Origin of the sequence: Flavobacterium limi (genome assembly GCF_010645075.1) — a bacterium.
In the GTDB taxonomy this organism is placed as follows: domain Bacteria; phylum Bacteroidota; class Bacteroidia; order Flavobacteriales; family Flavobacteriaceae; genus Flavobacterium; species Flavobacterium limi.
On record NZ_JAADZV010000001.1, the window covers coordinates 691,391 to 713,489 of the forward strand.

Consider the following 22,099-nt stretch of genomic DNA (forward strand, 5'->3'; position numbering starts at 1 on the left):
TTTCGGATGCTCTGTTAGGATAATAATGAATATGTTATACTTAAATTTAAGGAAAATAGTACAGATAAAGAAGCTTGTTAACAATGAGTTAGCGTTTATGTAGCCTGTACTTATTAGTATTAAGGGAAACTACGTATTTAGAAGAATTCTATTTAAGAAAAAAAATACGTAAATAAGTATTTTGTATAAGTATAAATACTTATATTTGCGTAGTAATACTTAATTAAAGAAATCATGATTAAAGTAATAGTAGTTGGAAACGGAATGGTAGGTTATAAATTCTGTGAAAAATTTATAGCGAAATCGGGACAGGAAAAGTATCAGATTACAGTATTTGGTGAAGAGCCAAGACGCGCTTATGATCGTGTTCACTTAAGTGAATACTTTGGAGGGAAGACGGCTGATGATTTGTCATTGTCAACAAGTGAATGGTACGTGGAAAATAATATTACTTTAAATACTTCAGAGTTAGTTACTGATATTAACAGAGAAGAAAAAACAATCCACACGCATTTAGAAAAAACGCATAAGTACGACTACTTAGTCCTTGCTACCGGATCGTCAGCTTTTGTTCCTCCAATTGACGGAGTAGAAAAAGAAGGCGTTTTTGTATATCGTACCATTGAGGATTTGGATGCAATTATGGCTTATGCTAAAAAAATAAAGCAAAAAGGCGCTACCGAAGCTGCTGTATTAGGTGGAGGTTTGTTAGGTCTTGAAGCTGCAAAAGCGGTTCGTGATTTAGGATTAAATCCGCATGTTGTGGAGTTTGCGCCTCGTTTGATGCCAAGACAATTGGATAAAGGGGCGAGTGATATGCTGCAGTCTAAAATTGAAGAGTTGAATATTGGAATTCATCTTAATAAAGCAACACAATATATCGATGGAAAAGAGAGTATAACGGGAATGATGTTTGCTGATGATGAATTGTTAAAAGTAGACATGTTGGTTATATCTGCCGGAATTAAACCGCGAGATGAACTGGCTAGAGTTTCGGGACTTGAAGTTGGTTTACGCGGAGGGGTTGTGGTAAACAATCAAATGCAAACATCAGATCCTTCTATTTTTGCTATCGGTGAGGTGGCTCTTTATAATCAAAATATTTATGGTCTTGTAGCTCCGGGTTATGAAATGGCCGATGTTGCTGCAGAGCAAATCTTAAATGGTTCTGAATCTAAAACCATGAGAGAAACCATCGATATGTCGACACAATTGAAATTAATTGGTGTTGAAGTTGCGAGTTTTGGTGATCCTTTTATTGAAAATGATGAGGTAACCGCTATTATTTATGAAAATAAATTATCAGGAATTTATAAAAGAATTAATGTAACTAAAGATTCTAAAACTTTGTTAGGCGGAATCTTAGTGGGTGATTCAAGTGATTATAATTCGCTTTTCCAGATTTACAACAATGGAATGGCCTTACCTAAAAATCCTGAAGATTTGATTTTAGGATCCAGAGACGGTTCTGAAAGTTCAGCTGTAGGTGTAATGGATTTACCGGATACTGCTGTAATCTGTTCTTGTGAAAATGTTACAAAAGGTGCCATCTGCTGTTCTATTTTAGATGAAACCTGTTCTAATCTTTCAGATGTTGTTAAGCTTACTAAAGCGACTTCAGGCTGTGGAGGATGTAAGCCAATGGTTTCTGATCTTGTAAAAGCGGCTCAGAAATCGATGGGTAAAGAAGTGAAAGATGTTATCTGTGAGCATTTTCAGCATACACGTCAGGAATTATTTGATTTAGTTAAAATCAATAAATACGAGAATTTTTACGATGTACTTGATCACCATGGAAAAGGCGATGGCTGTGAGATTTGTAAGCCTGTAATAGCTTCAATTTTCTCGAGTATTTATAATGATACTGCAAATAAACATTTAACAACACAAGATACCAACGATAGATTCCTTGCAAATATTCAACGTAACGGAACGTATTCTGTAGTGCCAAGGGTTGCCGGAGGAGAAATTACCGCTGAGAAATTAATCGTAATTGGAGAAGTTGCCAAACAATTTGATTTATACACCAAAATAACAGGAGCACAGCGTGTTGACTTATTTGGAGCACACTTAGATGATCTTCCTAAAATCTGGAAAGTTTTAATTGATAACGGATTTGAAAGTGGTCACGCTTACGGAAAATCTCTTAGAGCTGTAAAAAGCTGTGTTGGAAATGCATGGTGCCGTTACGGAATGGATGACAGTGCCGGTTTCGCCATCGAACTTGAAAACAGATACAAAGGAATCCGTTCTCCACACAAATTAAAAGGAGGAGTTTCAGCTTGTATCCGTGAATGTGCAGAAGCAAGAGGTAAAGATTTCGGATTAATTGCTGTTGAAGGAGGATGGAACTTATACATCTGCGGTAATGGTGGAGCCAACCCAAAACATGCAGTTTTACTTGCAGAGCAAATTGATAAAGAAACAGTTATTAAATATATGGACCGATTTTTAATGTACTATATCCGTACTGCCGGTCCGCTAATCAGAACATCAACCTGGCTTGAAAAGCTGGATGGAGGTTTAGATTACTTAAAAGAAGTAATTATCGAAGATAGTTTAGGTATTTGCGAAACTTTAGAAACTGAAATGCAGACTTTGGTAAATACATTTGAATGTGAGTGGAAACAGGTTCTTGAAAAACCAAGATTACTGAAACGTTTCAGTCACTTCGTGAACTCGGATGAAAAAGATGATAACATTGCTTTCGTTCCCTTAAGAGATCAAAAAATGCCAAAAGCCTGGTCATAATTAATATTTAACACATTGAAACATAGATTTTATAAACTCAAAAAAGACATTTATTATACAAATAGCTATGTATCAGAAACCACTTTCTTTTGAGTTCCTTTTCCGAGAATTAAAATCTATGTTTCGATGTGTTTAAAAAAGTTTAAAAAATAGAATTAACGATTGCTGTCCTCTTACCCTCTTTTTTACTGCGCCATCAAACTCTCTTGATTGTAAAAAGAGGGATAAGAATACAGATTATAAATATACAACCAAAATGGAAGAAATTTTAAACCAATACGAAACTGTGCATCCAAATGATGCCAAAATATGGTTCAAAGCCGGGAATGTGAGTGATTTTCCAACTAACCGTGGCGGTTGCATCAAATACAAAAATAAACAAATAGCTATTTTCAATTTTGCCCGCCGAAATGAATGGTATGCTTGTCAAAATGCCTGTCCTCATAAAATGGAAATGGTATTGTCAAGAGGAATGACAGGTTCTACAGAAGATATTCCTAAAATTGCCTGCCCAATGCACAAAAAAACATTTTCATTAGTAGATGGTTCTAACCTGAATGGTGATGATGATTTGAAAATTGCAACCTATCCGATTAAGATTGTCGAAGACGAAGTATTCGTTGGCTTTTTAGATTAATTACGTATATTTGAAAATATATTTTCAACAATAATGAATACACCTTTTCAGAAAGCAAGCGAGTGGATTGACGCCGAAAATGCTCAGGATCCGAATATAGAAACAGATCAGAATATCGAATATCCAAAAGAGCTTTTATACTCAAACAGGATGTATAAAAAGCTGATGCAGTTTTGTCCTGAAGCTTCGGAAGAAGTACAGATTGCTTCAAAAGCACAGCATATCTGCCGATGGAAAGTTGCCCGCGAATCGTATCCAATGGATCGCGTAGGATATTTAAGATGGCGGGAAGATTTAAAAAAATTTCATGCTAAAACTACTGCAGAAATTCTCGAAAGAGCAGGGTATGAGCAAAGCTTTATTGACCGTGTTTCCTTTTTAATTGAGAAAAAATTACTTAAAAAAGATGCTGAAACCCAATTACTGGAAGATGTAATTTGTCTGGTATTTTTGGATTACTATTTAGAGCCTTTTGTCGAAAAACATGATGATGAAAAACTAAAAAACATCATTAAAAAAACCTGGGATAAAATGTCTGAAAAAGGACATCAGGAAGCCTTAAAAATCAATTATTCTGAAGAAAATTTGAACTTGATAAAAGCATCTTTGGGACTATAAATCTGATTTTTTAATGAGCGAAAGCAAATTCCATTTTCCGATAAAAAACAAATAGTATCTTCGAATGAAAAAGGGCAGTCAGGAAGTTGCAGAGAAAATTACCTTCAAAAATTTACGTCGTTTGTATTTTTTTGCACTCTGGACTATCGCCGTAACCATTATTTTAAGTCAGCTTTTGATTCAGTACAATTTAAAGCAACAGCTTAGCGATTCTAAAATCATCAATATTTCCGGAAAACAAAGGATGTTGAGCCAAAGAATTACGAAAGAAATTTTAATTTTAAATTTTGTTTCTGACGCTTCTCCCAAAAAAGAAATTGCCCATGTTCGAAATGTTCTGTCCCTTTGGAAAATCAATCAGGATGCATTAGAAAATGGCAGTGACAGCCTTGCTTTTCCTCAGGAAAAAAGTGAAGAACTCTCTAAATTATATGCAGAAATAAAACCGAGTTTCAATACTATAGTGGAATCGGTGAATCTGTTTCTTTTAAATTTAGAACAAAAAAATGATACTTCTGATAATCAGAAACTGGTACAGAAAATTCTAAAAAACGAAGGAATCTTTCTCTCGAAAATGAATGAAATTGTAACTCAATACGATAAAGAAGCACATGAAAAAGTAACAGAACAGCGCACAACCGAATATTGGATTTTCGGATTTACACTGCTCGTTTTGCTTTTAGAATTTTTGTTCATCTTTAAACCGACCAACAAAAAGGTAGAAAAACTTATAGCCAAACTTTTATCTTCTGAAAAGAAAGCCCTGAAACTTGCTTATGATACTGAAATCATCAGCGAGATAAAGGAAAACTCTGTAAAAGAGCTGAAATCGCTGAATTATGCGATGGAAAATACCCTGCTTTATTGCCGTATTGCGCCCGACGGCTCTATCATTCACGTAGGTGAAAAATTTGCCAAACTTTTAAATTATACCAAATTTTCTTCGAATAAAACTTTTTCACAAATCTTAACGGTTGATGAAAAGGAACAACTCAATATTGATCGTATTATTTTTGAGAAGCAAAGAAGCGGATGGCAGGGTGAAATTAAAATTCTTAATCGGGATGAGCAGACGATTTGGCTTGATTTATCTATGGTTCCGGTGATGATTAAAAAAGATGAACTGGAACTTTTAATCGTTTGTTTTAATATTACTGAACGAAAAAAAGCGCAACGGGAAGTAGAGCGTTTAAATCTTGAAAATAGTACTGAAAAAATCAATCAGCAAAAGATTATTTCGAGTAAAATTGTTGAAAATCAGGAAAATGAACAAAATCGTATAGCCAAAGAAATTCACGATGGAATTGGACAGATGCTTACCGGATTGAAATTCAGTCTGGAAAGTATTAATCTGGACGATAAGGAAAAATCTGCACAGAAAATAGAATACCTCAAAAAACTATCACTAGATATTATAAAAGGTGTCCGTACCGCAACTTTTAATTTGATGCCGCCTGAATTAAGCGATCACGGAATAGTTTCTTCAATTTCAAAACTGACCCAGGAACTTTCGAAACTGACAGGAAAAGAAATTTTGTTCTATAATAAAACCGATTTTGACCAGCGACTGGACTCCTTAATCGAAATCAATATTTACCGTCTGACCCAGGAAGCGATTAATAATGCGATTAAATATGCAGAATCAACACATATTATAGTACAGCTTTCACATAGCGAAACGTTGTTGAGTATTATAGTGGACGATAATGGTAAAGGTTTTGATATGGCTGGCGTAGACAAAAAACGAAACAGCGAATCCGGAATGGGGCTTTTATTCATGAAAGAAAGGATTCAATATATCAATGGCCGTGTTTTCTTCAATTCAATTCCGGGCGAAGGAACGAGGGTTACTTTTAATATTCCAATTTCGAAAATAGAAAATTAGTTAATTTGGGAATGCGCCAATTATAAAATGTTAATCTAAAAACCGACCGATACTTTAGAAATATCGGTTTTTTTTTTTTTGGCGTGCCCCTCTGGGTCGGGCTATCCGTTACAAGTCCTCGCACTTCCTTCGTCAGGCTCCGGGCTTTCCACTGCTATCCCTCACGCAAACGGGTTAACGGGAAGTTTTCGTTTATTAAAATATAATTTATTCGACTTATAATTTTCCTCAATCTTGTCATTTCGCCAAATCTGTACGAGATTAATTCCAATTTTATTTATCTTTACTCTCAAAAGAAATTTAAAATGGAATCAAAAAATAACATTCAAGAATACGCAGTTATTGCTGGGATTTTTGTGAGCGCTTTTTTTCCAGTTTTAATATTTCGCAAAAGCCTTTTTGTCGATTTATGTATCCAAATATGTGACTTCGGTCAGTTTTGGAATCCAATATTCTGGGGCATCATGTTTCCACTATTTATTATTTTTCTTTTTTGGAGTGCCTCAAAAAAAATCAGTTTTTCATTAAATCAATTAGCTTATTTTCAAGCTTGTTCTCAGTTTTCTTTAAGAGTAAGCTCAAAACTTATTATTACTTTCTTCATCATTTATATAATCGGGAAATTTATAAATGGAATTTCAGCGCCTTTACAATCTCAATTTTCAGATCAAATTGTATTTTCATTATTGATGATTTTGTTTTTATCATCCATTTTAATGATTCTAACTTTTTTGAGCAGTTTAATAATTGTAAAAGCAAGCCAAAATACCCAATTTTAAATCAAACAAAATGAAAATATTACTCCTCGGTTCAGGTGAATTAGGCAAAGAATTCACCATTGCCGCACAACGAATCGGACAAACCATAATTGCTGTTGACAGTTACGAAAATGCACCGGCTATGCAGGTCGCACATGGTTTTGAAGTCATCAATATGCTCGATGGTGAAGCCTTGGACCGAATTGTATCCAAACACAATCCAGACTTTATAGTTCCTGAAATAGAAGCAATAAGAACCGAACGTTTTTACGATTACGAAAAGCAGGGAATCACTGTTGTTCCTTCAGCGAAAGCGGCAAACTTTACGATGAACCGTAAAGCCATTCGTGATTTAGCCTCAAAAGAATTAGGTTTAAAAACGGCCAAATACCAATACGCAACATCTGCAGAGGAACTTCAAAAAGCAGTTGGAGAAGTCGGAATTCCTTGTGTGGTAAAACCTTTGATGTCTTCGTCAGGAAAGGGGCAATCAACTATAAAAACAGAGGGAGACATTTTAAAAGCCTGGGAATATGCTGTTGGGGGTTCTCGTGGTGATGTAATTGAAGTAATTGTTGAGGCATTTGTAGATTTTCATTCGGAGATTACACTTTTAACGATTACTCAAAATAACAATCCAACGCTGTTTTGTGCTCCAATCGGACACCGACAGGAAAGAGGGGATTATCAGGAAAGCTGGCAGCCGGCTTTGGTTGCAGAAAAAGATTTATACGAAGCGCAGGATATGGCTGAAAAAATAACCGAAGCTCTTGGCGGCGCAGGACTTTTTGGAGTTGAATTTTTCCTGACTAATGAAGGTGTTTATTTCTCTGAGCTTTCACCTCGTCCGCACGATACCGGAATGGTAACTTTAGCCGGAACGCAGAATTTCAACGAATTCGAATTGCACTTGAGAGCAATTTTAAGTCTGCCCATTTTCGAAATTACCTTAGAAAAAGCGGGGGCAAGTGCCGTAATTTTAGCTTCAGAAAATTCACAAAGCCCAACTTTTACCGGAATCGAAAAAGTAGCGGCTTTACCTAAAACCGATTTCAGAATTTTTGGAAAACCAACATCAAGACCGTATCGTAGAATGGGTGTTGTTTTAAGTCATGATTCGCTTTCGACTCCGATCAATGAAGTAGCAGAACGAGCCAAAGAAACCGCGAAATTAATAACTGTAAATTCTTAACTATGAAAAATATTTTATTAGCGACTTTCCTTTGTATTGGAATTGCTGTTCAGGCTCAAAGCAAAAAGAAATTTGACAAACCAACAATCGTAGAAGCTTCCTGCGGTGAATGTAAGTTCGGAATGAAAGGAGAAAGTTGTGATTTAGCTGTTCGCATAGACGGAAAATCCTATTTTGTTGACGGAACGACTATTCACGATCATGGTGATGCGCATTCAGATCAGGGATTTTGTAATGCTATACGTAAAGCTTCTGTTACGGGAGAAATAAAAGGAAATCGTTTTGCAGCAACTTCTTTTAAATTAATTGAAGATAAAAAATAATGGCATTAATTCTCGATAATATCGCTAAACATGTTTCGTTGACTGCGGAAGAACAGGCACTTTTTTTATCTAAATTAGAAACGAATACATACAAGGCGAAAACTATTTTGTTAAACGCCGGCGAAGTTTGTAAACACTCTTATTTTGTTAATTCCGGGATTTTAAGAAGTTTCAATATCAATGATAATATTGTAGAACATGTTCTTTCCTTTGCCTGCGAAGGCTGGTGGATGAGTGATATGTACAGCTACTTTTCGCAAAAACCGGGACAGCTTTTTATAGAAGTTCTGGAAGAAGCAGAAGTAGTTTCATTATCCAAAGAAAGCCAGGAACAATTGTATCAGGAAATTCCGAAACTGGAACGTTTTTTCAGGATTTTAATTGAAAATTCATTAGTTGCCAATCAGCAAAGATTAATGGACAATTTAAGCTTGCCTGCTGAGGAACGTTTCGAGAAATTCTGTGCAAAATACGGAACATTAGTTCATAAAGTTCCTCAAAAACAAATTGCTTCTTTTATTGGTGTTACGCCTGAGTTTTTCAGTAAAATGAAGAGCAAAATGCTGCGAAAATAGTGACAATTAGTTAGATGTGTTTTTTAGTATATATTTGATATTGAAATTTTTCAAAACAAAAGCTCACTATGAAAAAAGTTTACCTTAAAATAGACAAGCTGTGTACTGAAAACTGGAACAACATGAAGCCAAATGCAAATGGCAACTACTGTGGCCTTTGTTCTAAAACAGTAATTGATTTTAGTAAACTTAATCAGAGTGAAATTATTGAAATAATGAAAAAAGCAGATCATAATATCTGTGCAAGAGTAACACAAAATCAGCTTTCTATACCTCTATTGCTTTTAGAGTCTCCCAAAAAACATGCTTTGCCTCTCTCAAATATAGCAGCTGGATTAATGATTGCTACAACTTTAGCTACAGCTGTTCCACTACAGGCTCATAATATTCATAAGTTTAAAACTGAGGTTTCACAAACTGCTGTTTCTTCCTTAAAATCAAACAATAATAAAAAAGAAACACCTCCCAATAAAACTGAACCTAATAAAACAACCGTATTTAAAGGAAAAGTAACTTCAGTCGAAAAAAATGAAGCAGTCGAAAATGCTAAAGTTACTTTTATAACCCTTAAAAAAGTTTTTACTGCTTATACTTTGGCAGATGGAACATTTTCACTCAGCATTCCAACTGAATTAATTGATAATGATAATGTGGTTAGGGTGAATTATGAAGAAATAAAAAATCCTATAAAGACAGAAAACTTTTTAGGTTTTGAATCTGTTGACCTTATAGTGAACAAAAAAGACATACTTTCTGATTATCAAATAAAAGCTGGCCCTATTCTATTCTATTTGGGAGGAGCAAGTTTGTCCCTCTCAGATCCAAAACCAAACATTATCATATATAATGGAAAAGAAATCATTGATCATGACTTTAGCCTTAATTATACTAAATATATTAAAGGCAGAAAAGAAAATGTAAATATGTATTCTTTTAATGCTAAAACAGCAAAGGCATTGTACGATAAACAAGAAATTGAAAGTCTTTTTATAATTATTGATAGTCCAGAAAAATAGTTACGATTATATTTTATGATCTGCTAAATTATATGAATTATCTTTTGAGTATTTCTGAAAACAAAATTTCTAATCCAGCCCTGATAGCAGCGGCATCCTGTTGTTGCGGGGTTCGCAGCAACAGATACAGCGAATAGCAGGAATAAACGTTTTATGAAAATAAAATTACTGCTCCCAAAAAACAACAAAATTTAAATTTTAGAATTTTAGTTTTTCAGTGCCTCAAAATCTTTCTTAATCTACATTAAGTGCGTTTTGCTTACTACCGCCGTAAATTTGTACTATAAAAATAACAAATACACAAAATCATGGAAAATATAGTATTGCACAAAGCAGAAACAAGAGGAAATGCAAATCACGGATGGTTGAACGCTTATCACAGCTTTAGTTTTGCAAGCTGGTACAATCCGGACAGAATTCAGTTTGGGGCTCTTCGTGTTTTGAACGATGACACAATTGCCGGCGGAATGGGTTTTGGAACGCATCCTCACGATAATATGGAGATTATTACCATTCCGCTTGAAGGTGATTTGGCGCACAAAGACAGTATGGGGAACACTGAAGTAATCAAAAACGGAGACATTCAGGTAATGAGCGCCGGAACCGGAATTCAGCATAGCGAGTTTAACCCGAATGCAGATCAGCAGACTAAATTGTTGCAAATCTGGCTGTTTCCAAACAAAAGAAACGTTACGCCACGTTACCAGCAAATCACTTTGAATGTTGCCGACAGACATAATAAACTGGCACAGGTTTTATCTCCAAATGCAGATGATGACGGTGTTTGGATTCATCAGGATGCCTGGTTTAACATGGGTAATTTCGACGCCGGGACTGCAACCGAATATAAAATCAAAAAAGAAGGAAACGGTGTTTACGCTTTTATTCTGAAAGGAAATGTAACCATCAACGGTCAGGAATTAAGTACCCGTGATGCTGTTGGGATTTCAGGAACTGATACACTTAATATCAAAGCAGATACTGATGCAGAATTCCTGTTGATGGATATTCCGATGAATTATTAATTCAATCAAGAACAATTAATACATGTAACGCTGAAACGATAATAAATCTGTAAATCAGATTGTTATCGTTTCTTTTTTTGCTCAAACGTATGCAAAAGCAGAAAAGAAAGACTAACTTTATAAATAGGCTTAGTTCATGTCGGTGTATCAAATAAGATTATATTTTCTTTCTTAATCTAGGTTAAGTGCTTCAGGACAACTGTCACCGTAACTTTGTCTTATCAAAATGAAAAATTAATTATTTAAAAAATAAAATTATGGCAACTACAAAATGGTCAATTGACCCAACTCACTCAGAAATTGGTTTTAAAGTCAAACATATGATGTTTACAAATGTTTCAGGAAAATTTGGAACTTACGATGCAACTATCACTACAGATGGTGATGATTTCGAAAATGCTGAAATTGAATTTTCAGGAGATATCGCTTCTATTGATACTGCAAATTCCGACAGGGATAATCACTTAAAAAGCGCCGACTTTTTTGATGCTGAAAATCATCCAAAATTAACTTTCAAAGCTTCGTCTTTTAAAAAAATCAATGACGAAAAATATGAAATCACAGGAGATTTAAACATCAGAGGTGTTGCAAAAACCGTAACTTTTCCGGTAGAATTCAGCGGAATCCTGATTGATCCATGGGGAAATACAAAAGTAGGTTTGAGTATCGAAGGAAAAATCAACCGTAAAGACTGGGGCTTAAACTGGAACTCTGCCCTTGAAACCGGTGGTGTTCTGGTTGGTGAAGAAGTAAAACTGAATATTGAATTACAATTTGCTAAACAGGCTTAATTATTATTTATTCTCTTGATTGTTTATTTTTTTATTAATTGATCAACGGAATATTTAAATACTAAAAACCCTTCTTAAACTATTTGTCTAAGAAGGGTTTTATTATTTTATAACTTAATTGAATAAAAATTAAGCATTCGCCGTAGCTGCTTCTTTGTCAATTTTATTGATTAATCCGGCTAATACTTTTCCAGGACCAACTTCAGTGAATAAAGTAGCGCCGTCAGCGATCATTTGCTGTACAGATTGTGTCCATTTTACCGGAGCAGTCAATTGGATAATTAAGTTCTTTTTGATTTCGTCTGCAGCCGAAACGGCATTTGCTGTTACGTTTTGGTATACCGGACAAATTGGAGTTGAAAATGAAGTCGCTTCAATCGCAGCTGCTAATTCTTCTCTTGCAGGTTCCATCATTGGTGAGTGGAATGCTCCTCCAACAGGTAAAATTAAGGCTCTTTTTGCTCCTGCTGCCTTCATTGCTTCGCATGCTTTTTCAACAGCAGTAGTTTCTCCTGAAATTACTAATTGTCCTGGGCAGTTATAATTCGCAGCAACCACAACTCCGTCGATAGAAGCGCAAACTTCCTCTACAATGTTATCAGCTAATCCTAAAACGGCAGCCATTGTAGAAGGTGTGATTTCGCAGGCTTTTTGCATTGCCAAAGCTCGTTGTGAAACTAGTTTTAATCCGTCTTCAAAAGATAAAGTTCCGTTGGCAACCAAGGCTGAAAATTCGCCTAAAGAATGTCCCGCTACCATTTCCGGTTTGAAATCTTCACCTAACGTTTTTGCAAGAATAACTGAGTGTAAAAAAACGGCCGGCTGCGTTACTTTGGTTTCTTTTAGTTCTTCGGCAGTGCCTTCAAACATGATATCTGTAATTCTGAAACCTAAAATTTCATTCGCTTTTTCGAATAATTCTTTGGCCAAAGCCGATGTTTCATATAAGTCTTTACCCATTCCTGTGAATTGAGCACCCTGACCCGGAAATACGTATGCTTTCATTTGTCTAATTTGTTTTTTATTTTTTTGGAATTGAAATTAGCTTCAATTGAAAGGCAAAAATAGTATTTTTTTAGCTGGTATAATCCTTAAACATGTAAATCCATGCTAATCTTGAGAATCGGAGATTGAATGATGTAAATAAGATAATGACAACAGCAATAATTGGAATGATTCTTAAGTCGAATGTGTTTTCAAAGAAAAACTGGGCTATACAATAGGTTGCAATTCCCTGAGCTACTGTCAGGCCATAATTTACATACATGGCGCCAAAGAAAAAACCGGGTTCTTTTTGAAATTTATAGTTACAGTGACTGCAGGTTTCATTCATTTTTGGAAAGCCAAAATTCAGGAAAATATTCTTGTCTTTAAAAACTTTTCCTTTATGACAATGCGGACATTCGTTTTTTAAAATATGGACTAATGTATTTGACATGACTTTATTGTTTTATTTATACAAAGGTAAATCAGATTCTATTGAAACCTTTTTTATATCTTCGCTACTTATAGCACAATAAAGACATTTTTGTAATGAAAAAATATCCTGTTTATAGTGTAGAAAATTTTAGCTGCAATGATATTCACCGGGAATTTTATGTGAATACTTTTAAAGAGCATTTAAAAAGCCATAGTTTTGTAGAAGAACCGCATCGGCATGATTCGTATCTGATGGTATTTTTTATGAATGGCTCCGGAATACATGAAGTAGATTTTGACCGTTTTGAAATTAAAAAGGGAAGCTTATTCGTTCTTCAGCCCGGACAGATGCACCATTGGAGTTTATCGGAAGATATTGAAGGATTTGTGATTATATTTTCGCAGGAACTTTATAATTTATATTTCGGACAGAAAAACATCAATGATTACAGCTTTTACCATTCGATTCACAATCGCCCCGAAATGCTTTTCGAAACAGTTGAAATACCTAAGATTTTACCTTATTTTAATCTTTTGATTGAAGAAAATAACAAGCGGAATAATCTCCAACTGGATAAAATGCTGAATTTGCTGGACTGTATCCATATCGAAATTTCGCGAAAATATGAGGAAGCGTATTCACATAAAACGCATTCTTATAATATTAAAATAAATGCTTTCGAAAAGCTTCTGGAAGAGCATTTTAAAGAAGAAAAATTGCCTTCTTTTTATGCTGATAAATTAAGTATTACACTCAAACATTTAAACCGAATCTGTAATGAAATATTGCAAAAAACAGCTACAGAAGTGATTATGGACCGTGTAATTCTGGAAATCAAACGAATGCTGACAGATAAACAATTGGCTGTAAACGAAGTAGCATCTGCTATTGGCTATGATGATTACTCTTATTTTTCAAGGGTTTTCAAAAAACAGACAGGGGTTTCACCGACGGCTTTTCGGGAATTTAAAAATTAAATTTTTTAAACCATATAAGTAATGTAAGTTCATTTTAAAGTTTTACTCATATTTGTTATCAAAAAAAAGCATTTCGGCTTAGCTTAATGAGAGAGAGTTAAAACTTAAATCACCTTATATTCAAAAAAAACTCAATGGCAGGCTGAGCGGAGTCTAAGCCCTCGTTTTCATAAGCCTTCGACTCCGCTCAGGGTGACAAGTGTAGTAAAACAATTTATGTAGTAACGGTTTCTAAAATTTTAAAATTGCTTTTTGGTGCTTCGCATAAAGAGCAGCAATAATTTTCAGCTAAATCTGTAAACAAAATGCCTTTTGGAATATTCTGACTTTCGTCTCCGTATTCCGGATTATACAACGAAAGACATTCCTGACATTGGTAAATATCCAGTTTAGGTTTCTCTTTTTTCTGATTGTTTTCGACTGTTTCGGGAACTAAATTTCCTAATTCCTCAAAATATTTTCGGCTCAGTTCAATTAAAATGGTTGGCAGTTCCAACTTGTCAATATCCTGTGAATGTACAATGTATTCTCTTGTGTTTGGGTCGAAATTCTTCGCAAATAAAACATTGTAAGTGTCACGGATTTTAATCGATTCCAAATCTTTAGGTAATTCATTTTTTTCGATTACAATCGAAGTAAAATAATGCCCGTCACGATTGTATTCAGAGATTCCGAAATTTAATCCGTAGGTGCTGATGTCAAACTGGTCCAGTGTTCGTACCAGAAAGGTTTTAAGGTTCAGCGCCCATTCCATTGCAACAGGTAAATGCCAGTTCAGTTCTAAAAGGGAATGACGCACATTGATTCCTTTTTTTCCTAAAAACTTTTCCCATTCCAACTTGCGGTCTTTTGGAATTCCTTTTACGATAAATGATTTCCAAGGCGTAATACATATTTTACCGATTTTACAATCGAAACACAAATCGCACATTTCTTTCAGGAAATCCAAATCATAAAGATTATTTCTCCAGTACAAACCCAACCAGTACTGATCGATTCCCATTCGGTTCATTCCTTCATAATACGGAAAAGGATAAAACGGAACATTCAAAGGTTTATCAATTGTTCTGTTATTGGTGTCCAAAGCTTCCGTAACCAGACTAAAAATGAGGTCAATTCCGCAGGATTCTTCAGTGGTAACAATGCGTTCTATTTCGTAGTAAAAGGTTGCAATATCCCAGCTGTAAATCAATACAGGATAGACTTCCATACGCTGCCACTTCGGCAAACGAATATATAAGTACCAGTAATCTTCATGCTCGGAAGCAATAAAATTAAGATGACCGGTAAACAACGGAACCAGTTGCTGCTTAGGGTCGTTGATGTTTACCTTAAGCTTGGGCTGATCTTTAAACTGTTCTAAAATATATAAAAACTTGTTTCCGGTAAGCCAGTTGGTATTTCTGAAAATATCTGTAGAAACATAGGACGAAACAATATTATTACCGCTTTTTTCATCAGGAAAAACAAAATGATGTTTCCCCATTTTTTCTTTTTCCAAAGCTTTAAAACCCTTAGGAAAAATAATATCCTGTCTTGAACCAAATGAAATCGAATCCAAACCCTGATCCATTGCCATATTGACAACTTCTCTAAGCTCACCAGGCGAAATAACGCCTCCCTTTACTATTAATCTCGTTAATTCCATTCTTGTTAGTTTTTTTAGTCCTTAGTCCTTAGTTTTTTAGTTCTTAGTTGTCTGATAGACTAAGGACTAATTACTCAGTACTCTTTAACTCATTTACATTTTGCTAAAATCTCTTTAACTTCTGTTTTACAGCTTCCGCAGCCTAATCCTGCTCCGGTATTTTTACATAAATCAGTAAAATTATTGACACCGCTTTTAATCGTTTCTTCGATGTTTCCGGCACCAACCTGACTGCAGGAGCAAACTAATTTCCCGAGAACAGGTTTGGCACTTGAACTTCCTCTAAGTAATAAATTTCGTTTTTCAGACAATTCGATTTTGCTCTCGATCATGGTTTTGAATTCGGCAAATTCGTTTTTGTCTCCCATTAAAATGGCGCCTACCAATAGATCATTCTTAACGATACATTTTTTGTAGTAACGCTGTTTTAAATCAGAGAAAACAATTTCTTCATACGAATCATCATTTTCCGGAATTTCTACTTCTCCGATACTGCACAAATTAATATCTTCCAGTTTCAGGATATTCATTAAAACCGAACCTTTGTAGTAACTGCTGATATCTCCAGCCAGAAAGTTAGCCAGAATATCTGCCTGTTCTTCTGCTGCAGATGTGATTCCGAATAGTCTGTTATTGAATTCGGCTATTTCTCCAATGGCATAAATATCCGGATTTGAGGATTGTAAATACTGGTTCACTTTTACTCCGCGTCCGCATGCAAGTCCTGTTTCTCGCGCAATTTCAATATTCGGAATAGTTCCGATGGTATAAACAATAGCATTTGCCGTAAGGATTCGTCCACTTTTTAAAGCGATTTCAAGTTCATTCTCGTTATCAGTTTCAAAAACAGTACTTACCTCATTATCAAAATAAATCTGGATATCACGAAGCTGAACTTCCTCGGCTAGTAATTTGCTCGAAATTCGATCCAGCTGGCGTTCCATTAATCGGGAAGCCCTTTGTATGATAGTTGTTTTTACTTTTTTATGTTTTAATGCTGCTGCCAGTTCCAATCCTAAAAGACCTCCGCCAACGATCACCACATGCTGTTCTTCGGGAGGCAAATTGGTATTGTCAAGGTGTGCTTTTAAACGATCAGCATCTTCTTTTCGTCTCACTGTAAAGCGTCCCGGCAAATGTAATTGAGCGTTTTCAGGCACAAAAGGACGACTTCCGGTAGCCAGAATCAATGAATCGTAAGAATGTCTGTCCCCATTACTATCGATAATGTTTTTCTCGGCAGCATTTATTTTACCAACAGCCACACCGGCATTCATTGTAATTTTCAATTTATTCAATGCTTCTCCGTCCTTAACTTTTAATAATTGCTGCCAGGTGAATTCGCCTGTCATATATTCAGGAAGCAATACACGATTGTAAAAAGGATTTATTTCATTTGAAAAAACGATAATTTCATCTGTAGAATTGAATTCGCGATAATTTTGAATGAAACGGAAAGCCGCTGCACCCGCACCCACAATCGCAATTTTCTTAAAAGGTTTTACGTATTTCGTAATAGAAACGGTGGTGTATTTAAAATCCGGTTCTTTTGAAATTGGATCAACTAAAGTATTGGTTAGGTTATTGGTTCGGTTTAGATCATTCTCAAGCTGTTTTCCCCAGTGCATTGGCAGAAAAACCACTTTTTCCCTGATCGAATCGGTAACTTTTGCTTTTACGCGAACCTCTCCGTTTTTACTGGTTACAGTTATAATGTCCCCATCTTTAATATCCGATTTAAAAGCGTCAATCGGATTTATCTCAAGTACCGGACTAGGCGTATGTGTCATTAGACGGGATACTTTCCCGGTTTTTGTCATCGTATGCCATTGGTCACGGACTCTTCCTGTGGTAAGGATAAACGGGAATTGAGGCGTTGGCTGCTCAGAAGTATTTTCAATAGAAGTTGGTAAATTAAAAATGGCTTTTTGAGAAGGCGTATAGAATTTTTTATCGGTAAAAAGACGAGGAGTTCCGGGATGTCCATAATCAGGAACAGGCCATTGAAAAGTACCTTCGGTTTTTAATCGGTTATAATTTAAGAATGAAATATCAATATTGGTGTTTTTGGTCAGCGCGCAATGCTCTTTGTAGATTTCTTCGGCATTATTAAAATTGAAGCCATTGAAATTCATTTTTTTAGCAAAACGAATTAAAATTTCAATATCCGGAAGTGCTTCTCCGGGAGGATTGATTCCTTTTGGCAAATAAGCAATTCTGCGTTCAGAATTGGTCATTGTCCCTTCTTTTTCAAGCCATCCTGCTGCTGGTAATAATAAATCGGCATATTTAGCGGTGTCGGCATTGTGTGAAATATCCTGAACCACAACAAATTTGGCGTTTTGCAATGCTTTTTCGATACGACGGGAATCAGGTAAGCTTACTAACGGATTGGTGCAGATTATCCAAACGGCTTTCATTTTACCTGATTCCAGTGCTTCGAACATTTCGGTTGCGGTCAGTCCCGGTTTATCTGATATCGAGTCAACACCCCAAAAATCGGCTACTTCTTTTCGGTGTTCCGGATTAGCGAGATCTTTATGTGCAGCCAGTAAACTTGCCATTCCGCCGACTTCTCTTCCACCCATTGCATTAGGCTGACCCGTAAGTGAAAAAGGCCCTGAACCCGGCTTGCCTATCTGACCTGTTAAAAGCGAAAGGTTAAGTAAAGCGGTATTTTTATCTACTCCAACGGCACTCTGGTTTAGTCCCATTGCCCATAAGGAGATAAATCCTTTTGCTTTTCCGATGGTATCAGCAGCAAGTTTAATATCGTTCACTGAAATACCGCATAATTTTGAGGCTTTTTCCAGTGAGGTTCCTAAAACTAAATCTTTGTATTGTTTAAAGTTTTCAGCGTGGTTTTTTACAAAATCGTGGTCTACATATCCTTTTTCGATGATGCGTTTTGCCATTGCATGATATAAAATAATATCAGAACCCGGAATAATCTGCAAATGTAAATCGGCGAAAGCGGCCGTATCTGTTCTTCTTGGATCGACAACAATAATTTTTACTTTCGGATTATTTTCTTTGTGCTTTTCAAGCCTTCTGAATAAAATAGGATGACACCAGGCAGGGTTTGCACCTGTAATTAAAAAAGTATCCGCCAGTTCAATATCGTCGTATGCAATTGGAACTGAATCTTCACCAAATGTTTTTTTGTACCCAACTACGGCAGAACTCATACAAAGTCTGGAATTGGTGTCTATATTATTGGTCTTTAAAAAACCTTTTACTAATTTATTTACCAGATAATATTCTTCGGTTAAACACTGTCCCGAAATATAGAAGCCTACACTGTCCGGTCCATGTTTTTTTATAATTGAAGAAAAAACAGCGGCAGCACGATCAATTGCAGTATCCCAGCTTACACGCTCCAAAGGGTAAGATTTGCTTCCGCGCATTTGTGGATACAAAATCCTGTCTGAAGTATCATTAACTACATAATGTAGATTCCTTCCTTTAGAACACAGCATTCCTTTGTTTACAGGATGGTCTTTGTCTCCATCAACCATTACACCATTTTTCGGATCGTTTGTAACGACAATTCCGCAGCCAACGCCACAATAGGAACAGGTAGTTTTGATTTTTGTGTTTTGCATCCCGGTTATTTTTAAATACTATAATTGTTGTCTTTGATAAGCCTTCAGATAAAGCACTTATGTAAAGTTATACAAAAATAAGTATTTTTACGTATAAATACTTATTTTGTCGATTTATTTTTCTATTTTTGAATCAAAATAAATAAGAAACGGGAAATTCGTTTTCGATGTAGTAATTAGTGAATAGTCATTAGTAATTGGTTTAAATTTAAAATTAAACTGAATACAAAAACTTAACTTATTATTTATTTAGTTGAAGCTAATCACTTATTACTAATCACTATGGACTAAGTATTAAAATAAAAAGCTATCCCATGAAAGAAGAATTGGCCATTTGTGATACCTGTGCAAACGAAAACTGTTTCATCAAAAAGCACATTCATTTAGAGCAGATGAAACAATATGTTGCGAAAAAGCATAGTTTCGTCTGCAAAAAATCGCATCAGTTTATTATTGAAGGAGCTCCTCTTCAGGGACTTTATTTTATCTGTAAAGGAAAAGTAAAAACGGTTAAAACCGGAATTAACGGACGTGAACAGATTGTCCGGTTAACCAAGAATGGAGACACCATTGGATTTCGGGGTTTTGGTACCAGCAAGCGTTATTTAATTGGTGCTTACGCACTTGAGGATACTGTTTTATGTAACTTCAGTAATGAAACGATGATAGAAATTCTTAAAAATGTTCCCGAATTTACATATGATTTAATGCTGTTTTATGCTGATGAACTCAATAAAAGCGAAAATAACATTCGAAAAATCGCCCATATGAATGTACGCGAGCGTGTAATTGATTTACTGCTGTATATTCACAAAAAATTTGGTCAAACCAATGGCCTGATAGAAATTGAACTTTCCCGGAAAGAAATTGCTGATTTTGCAGGAACTACTGAAGAGCAGGCTATCAGGATAATTTCGAGTCTTAAAAAAGAAGCCCTTATCAAAACGGTTGGTAAAAGAATCGGTTTATTATCTCCTTCCAAACTGCAATCTGAAATAATGGAACATAAGTATTTCTAAAAGATACATTTTTTATTACCTATATTAATTCTCTTTATTGCACACAATTTTAAGTATTTTTTCATAAACACTTAGAGGTGAATCTACGTATGTTTTATATTGTTTAGCATTATATGCTAGAAAAAATGCCTTAGCAGGCATCATTTTCATTTTATCCAAGTCTCTATTTTTCTTTATACACGATTCTCATCTCAAAATTTAGCTATTGTAATCCCTTGTTGTGCCTCGTTTATTTTGAAATTTATGCGATAACGCAGTAAATAAATTGACTTTGAAACGTTTTTTGTAGTAGAAAAAAAATGTTTTTATATGGTAAAAACATAATACTTAAGTATTAATACGTATGTAAGTTTGCTTCATACTAATCAAAACAAATTATTATGTTCCAATTAACCAATACTAAACCAACCATTCAAATTTCAAAAAAAGAGCGTTTTTTCAATACGAAAATTTCAAAATCTATTTTATTAGGATTTGCTATTACATGCTTTTCTCAATACGAAGCAAAAGCACAATTTACACTTACAGGTCAGTTAAGACCTCGTGTAGAAGTACGTGCAGGACAAGGAACATTGCAGCAGGAAGGTGACAAAGCAGCTCTCTTTACAAGCCAGAGAACAAGATTATCTGCAGGATATTCTGGATATCGTTTTAAAATTTTTACCACTTTGCAGGATGTTCGTGTTTGGGGGCAGGATGCTTCATCAATAAACAGAACAACTACAGAAGCTAATAACGGAATTTTACTGCACGAAGCCTGGGCTGAAATTTCTTTAGTAGATACATTAAGTACAATTCAGAATTTATCAGTAAAAGCCGGACGTCAGGAGATTTCGTATGATGATCAGAAAGTTTTAGGAGGTTTAGACTGGTTACAGCAGGCGAGACGTCACGATGCGATCATCCTGAAATATGCCAATAAAGGCTGGGTTGCAGATATCGGCGCTGCATTCAATCAAAATAGAGAATTGAATACCGGAACGATTTACAACGGAACTAATCCGGCATACGGTGCAGGAACAAACGGAATCGGGACTATGTACAAATCGTTTCAGTATGCTTACATCGGTAAAAAATTCTTCTTCGGAGATTTGTCTTTTCTTTTCTTTAAAGATGATTTCAACAAATACACAAACGTAACATCAGGAACACCGCCGGTAACCACGAAAGTAAATGGCGAAGGAGTCTGGAGCAGAAATACTACGGGAATTTATTATAATGTAAATGCAACCCGAAAATTAAATTTCATGGGTAGCTTCTATCACCAGGGAGGCCACGATAAGGACGGAAGATCTTTAAGTGCAAACATGGCTTCGATTACTTCGACTTATCAGTTGGGCAGAAAATTATTTATAGGCCCTGGAATTGATTATCTATCAGGTGATGACGGAACAAAAGCTGTAACCGCTACTTCTGACAATAATCGTTTTGATCCCTTGTACGGAACCCCGCATAAATTCTGGGGGAGCATGGATTATTTTTATGCAGCCAATGGTTTTGGAAAACAAGGTTTGCTGAATTATTTCTTTAAAATAAAATACAATGCAAAAGACAATCTGACTTTCGCATTAGACCTACACGGTTTTGAATCGGCAAACAAATTATCTAATGGTGCAGGAGGAACATTAAACTCTTATCTGGGAACTGAAGTTGATTTAACAGTGAAATACAATCTTACCAAAATCATCAATTTTGAAGCAGGTTACTCTTTCATGAAAGCAACAAATTCTATGGCTTCAGCAGCAGTTAAAAATGTTGCCAATGCCGATTTGAATCCACAATTTGCTTATGTAATGCTAAATATCAAACCAAACTTTTTAGCCAAAAAATAAATTCTAAATAACTTTTAAATCTATTTA

18 protein-coding genes are annotated in these 22,099 nt (G+C 35.3%); 14 read left to right on the forward strand and 4 right to left on the reverse strand.

Going from position 1 to position 22,099, the window contains the following annotated elements; translation table 11 throughout:
• Positions 1-234 precede the first annotated feature (234 nt).
• From nirB to GXM16_RS03065, 11 genes are all read left to right on the forward strand, one after another.
• On the forward strand, positions 235-2,751 hold the full coding sequence (gene nirB, locus GXM16_RS03015; protein WP_163392576.1) for a nitrite reductase large subunit NirB: 2,517 nt from the start codon (positions 235-237) through the stop codon (positions 2,749-2,751).
• A gap of 256 nt (positions 2,752-3,007) precedes the next feature.
• Positions 3,008-3,388: a nitrite reductase small subunit NirD gene (gene nirD / locus GXM16_RS03020; RefSeq protein ID WP_163392577.1), complete on the forward strand. Its 381-nt coding sequence runs from the start codon at positions 3,008-3,010 to the stop codon at positions 3,386-3,388.
• A gap of 33 nt (positions 3,389-3,421) precedes the next feature.
• Entirely contained in the window at positions 3,422-4,006 is a 585-nt protein-coding gene (locus tag GXM16_RS03025; RefSeq protein WP_163392580.1) for a DUF4202 domain-containing protein, read from the forward strand.
• Positions 4,007-4,070: 64 nt separating this feature from the next.
• Positions 4,071-5,891, forward strand: a complete 1,821-nt coding sequence (locus GXM16_RS03030) for a sensor histidine kinase (RefSeq protein WP_163392582.1) — start codon at positions 4,071-4,073, stop codon at positions 5,889-5,891.
• 305 nt (positions 5,892-6,196) lie between these two features.
• Positions 6,197-6,670, forward strand: coding sequence for a hypothetical protein (locus GXM16_RS03035; RefSeq protein WP_163392584.1), 474 nt, complete (start codon positions 6,197-6,199; stop codon positions 6,668-6,670).
• A 10-nt stretch (positions 6,671-6,680) separates the two neighbouring features.
• The gene (gene purT, locus GXM16_RS03040) at positions 6,681-7,841 is read left to right on the forward strand and encodes a formate-dependent phosphoribosylglycinamide formyltransferase (protein ID WP_163392586.1); all 1,161 of its coding nucleotides are present in this window, start codon (positions 6,681-6,683) and stop codon (positions 7,839-7,841) included.
• Between the two features lie 2 nt (positions 7,842-7,843).
• Positions 7,844-8,164, forward strand: a complete 321-nt coding sequence (locus tag GXM16_RS03045) for a DUF6370 family protein (RefSeq protein WP_163392588.1) — start codon at positions 7,844-7,846, stop codon at positions 8,162-8,164.
• Complete coding sequence (locus GXM16_RS03050) at positions 8,164-8,739, forward strand: Crp/Fnr family transcriptional regulator (RefSeq protein WP_163392590.1); 576 nt, start codon at positions 8,164-8,166, stop codon at positions 8,737-8,739. Before GXM16_RS03045 ends, GXM16_RS03050 begins: the two co-directional genes overlap by 1 nt.
• Positions 8,740-8,807: 68 nt before the next feature.
• A complete protein-coding gene (locus GXM16_RS03055) occupies positions 8,808-9,755 on the forward strand; it encodes a hypothetical protein (protein WP_163392592.1) in 948 nt (315 codons plus the stop codon).
• Between the two features lie 308 nt (positions 9,756-10,063).
• On the forward strand, positions 10,064-10,780 hold the full coding sequence (locus GXM16_RS03060; protein WP_163392594.1) for a pirin family protein: 717 nt from the start codon (positions 10,064-10,066) through the stop codon (positions 10,778-10,780).
• 257 nt (positions 10,781-11,037) lie between these two features.
• On the forward strand, positions 11,038-11,571 hold the full coding sequence (locus GXM16_RS03065; RefSeq protein ID WP_163392596.1) for a YceI family protein: 534 nt from the start codon (positions 11,038-11,040) through the stop codon (positions 11,569-11,571).
• Between the two features lie 129 nt (positions 11,572-11,700).
• On the opposite strand, the gene fabD is transcribed toward GXM16_RS03065, so the two are convergent.
• A complete protein-coding gene (gene fabD, locus GXM16_RS03070) occupies positions 11,701-12,576 on the reverse strand; it encodes an ACP S-malonyltransferase (RefSeq protein WP_163392598.1) in 876 nt (291 codons plus the stop codon).
• 70 nt (positions 12,577-12,646) lie between these two features.
• Complete coding sequence (locus tag GXM16_RS03075) at positions 12,647-13,009, reverse strand: DUF983 domain-containing protein (RefSeq protein ID WP_163392600.1); 363 nt, start codon at positions 13,007-13,009, stop codon at positions 12,647-12,649.
• A 95-nt stretch (positions 13,010-13,104) separates the two neighbouring features.
• Here GXM16_RS03075 and GXM16_RS03080 point away from each other — a divergent pair, with 95 nt between their 5' ends.
• Positions 13,105-13,968 (forward strand): AraC family transcriptional regulator, encoded by an 864-nt coding sequence (locus tag GXM16_RS03080; RefSeq protein ID WP_163392602.1) that lies wholly within the window; start codon positions 13,105-13,107, stop codon positions 13,966-13,968.
• A 214-nt stretch (positions 13,969-14,182) separates the two neighbouring features.
• Here GXM16_RS03080 and GXM16_RS03085 read toward each other — a convergent pair whose 3' ends face one another.
• Both GXM16_RS03085 and GXM16_RS03090 read right to left on the reverse strand, forming a co-directional pair.
• Complete coding sequence (locus GXM16_RS03085) at positions 14,183-15,616, reverse strand: rubredoxin (protein WP_163392604.1); 1,434 nt, start codon at positions 15,614-15,616, stop codon at positions 14,183-14,185.
• Positions 15,617-15,705: 89 nt separating this feature from the next.
• Positions 15,706-19,221: a nitrate reductase gene (locus GXM16_RS03090; protein WP_163392606.1), complete on the reverse strand. Its 3,516-nt coding sequence runs from the start codon at positions 19,219-19,221 to the stop codon at positions 15,706-15,708.
• A 314-nt stretch (positions 19,222-19,535) separates the two neighbouring features.
• Between GXM16_RS03090 and GXM16_RS03095 the strand changes: the two genes are divergently transcribed.
• Together GXM16_RS03095 and GXM16_RS03100 are read left to right on the forward strand one after the other, a co-directional pair.
• A complete protein-coding gene (locus GXM16_RS03095) occupies positions 19,536-20,240 on the forward strand; it encodes a Crp/Fnr family transcriptional regulator (protein ID WP_163392608.1) in 705 nt (234 codons plus the stop codon).
• Positions 20,241-20,620: 380 nt separating this feature from the next.
• On the forward strand, positions 20,621-22,072 hold the full coding sequence (locus GXM16_RS03100; protein WP_163392610.1) for an alginate export family protein: 1,452 nt from the start codon (positions 20,621-20,623) through the stop codon (positions 22,070-22,072).
• The last annotated feature ends 27 nt before the right edge of the window (positions 22,073-22,099 follow it).

Excerpts from the sequence above, each read along its gene's own strand:
- GXM16_RS03030 (WP_163392582.1), top strand. The coding sequence starts at position 4,071 with ATGAAAAAGGGCAGTCAGGAAGTTGCAGAGAAAATTACCTTCAAAAAT.
- GXM16_RS03095 (WP_163392608.1), top strand. The coding sequence starts at position 19,536 with ATGAAAGAAGAATTGGCCATTTGTGATACCTGTGCAAACGAAAACTGT.
- nirB (WP_163392576.1), top strand. The coding sequence starts at position 235 with ATGATTAAAGTAATAGTAGTTGGAAACGGAATGGTAGGTTATAAATTC.
- GXM16_RS03065 (WP_163392596.1), top strand. The coding sequence starts at position 11,038 with ATGGCAACTACAAAATGGTCAATTGACCCAACTCACTCAGAAATTGGT.
- GXM16_RS03050 (WP_163392590.1), top strand. The coding sequence starts at position 8,164 with ATGGCATTAATTCTCGATAATATCGCTAAACATGTTTCGTTGACTGCG.
- GXM16_RS03055 (WP_163392592.1), top strand. The coding sequence starts at position 8,808 with ATGAAAAAAGTTTACCTTAAAATAGACAAGCTGTGTACTGAAAACTGG.
- GXM16_RS03025 (WP_163392580.1), top strand. The coding sequence starts at position 3,422 with ATGAATACACCTTTTCAGAAAGCAAGCGAGTGGATTGACGCCGAAAAT.
- nirD (WP_163392577.1), top strand. The coding sequence starts at position 3,008 with ATGGAAGAAATTTTAAACCAATACGAAACTGTGCATCCAAATGATGCC.
- GXM16_RS03045 (WP_163392588.1), top strand. The coding sequence starts at position 7,844 with ATGAAAAATATTTTATTAGCGACTTTCCTTTGTATTGGAATTGCTGTT.
- GXM16_RS03075 (WP_163392600.1), bottom strand. The coding sequence starts at position 13,009 with ATGTCAAATACATTAGTCCATATTTTAAAAAACGAATGTCCGCATTGT.
- GXM16_RS03090 (WP_163392606.1), bottom strand. The coding sequence starts at position 19,221 with ATGCAAAACACAAAAATCAAAACTACCTGTTCCTATTGTGGCGTTGGC.
- GXM16_RS03080 (WP_163392602.1), top strand. The coding sequence starts at position 13,105 with ATGAAAAAATATCCTGTTTATAGTGTAGAAAATTTTAGCTGCAATGAT.
- GXM16_RS03100 (WP_163392610.1), top strand. The coding sequence starts at position 20,621 with ATGTTCCAATTAACCAATACTAAACCAACCATTCAAATTTCAAAAAAA.
- GXM16_RS03060 (WP_163392594.1), top strand. The coding sequence starts at position 10,064 with ATGGAAAATATAGTATTGCACAAAGCAGAAACAAGAGGAAATGCAAAT.
- GXM16_RS03085 (WP_163392604.1), bottom strand. The coding sequence starts at position 15,616 with ATGGAATTAACGAGATTAATAGTAAAGGGAGGCGTTATTTCGCCTGGT.
- fabD (WP_163392598.1), bottom strand. The coding sequence starts at position 12,576 with ATGAAAGCATACGTATTTCCGGGTCAGGGTGCTCAATTCACAGGAATG.
- purT (WP_163392586.1), top strand. The coding sequence starts at position 6,681 with ATGAAAATATTACTCCTCGGTTCAGGTGAATTAGGCAAAGAATTCACC.
- GXM16_RS03035 (WP_163392584.1), top strand. The coding sequence starts at position 6,197 with ATGGAATCAAAAAATAACATTCAAGAATACGCAGTTATTGCTGGGATT.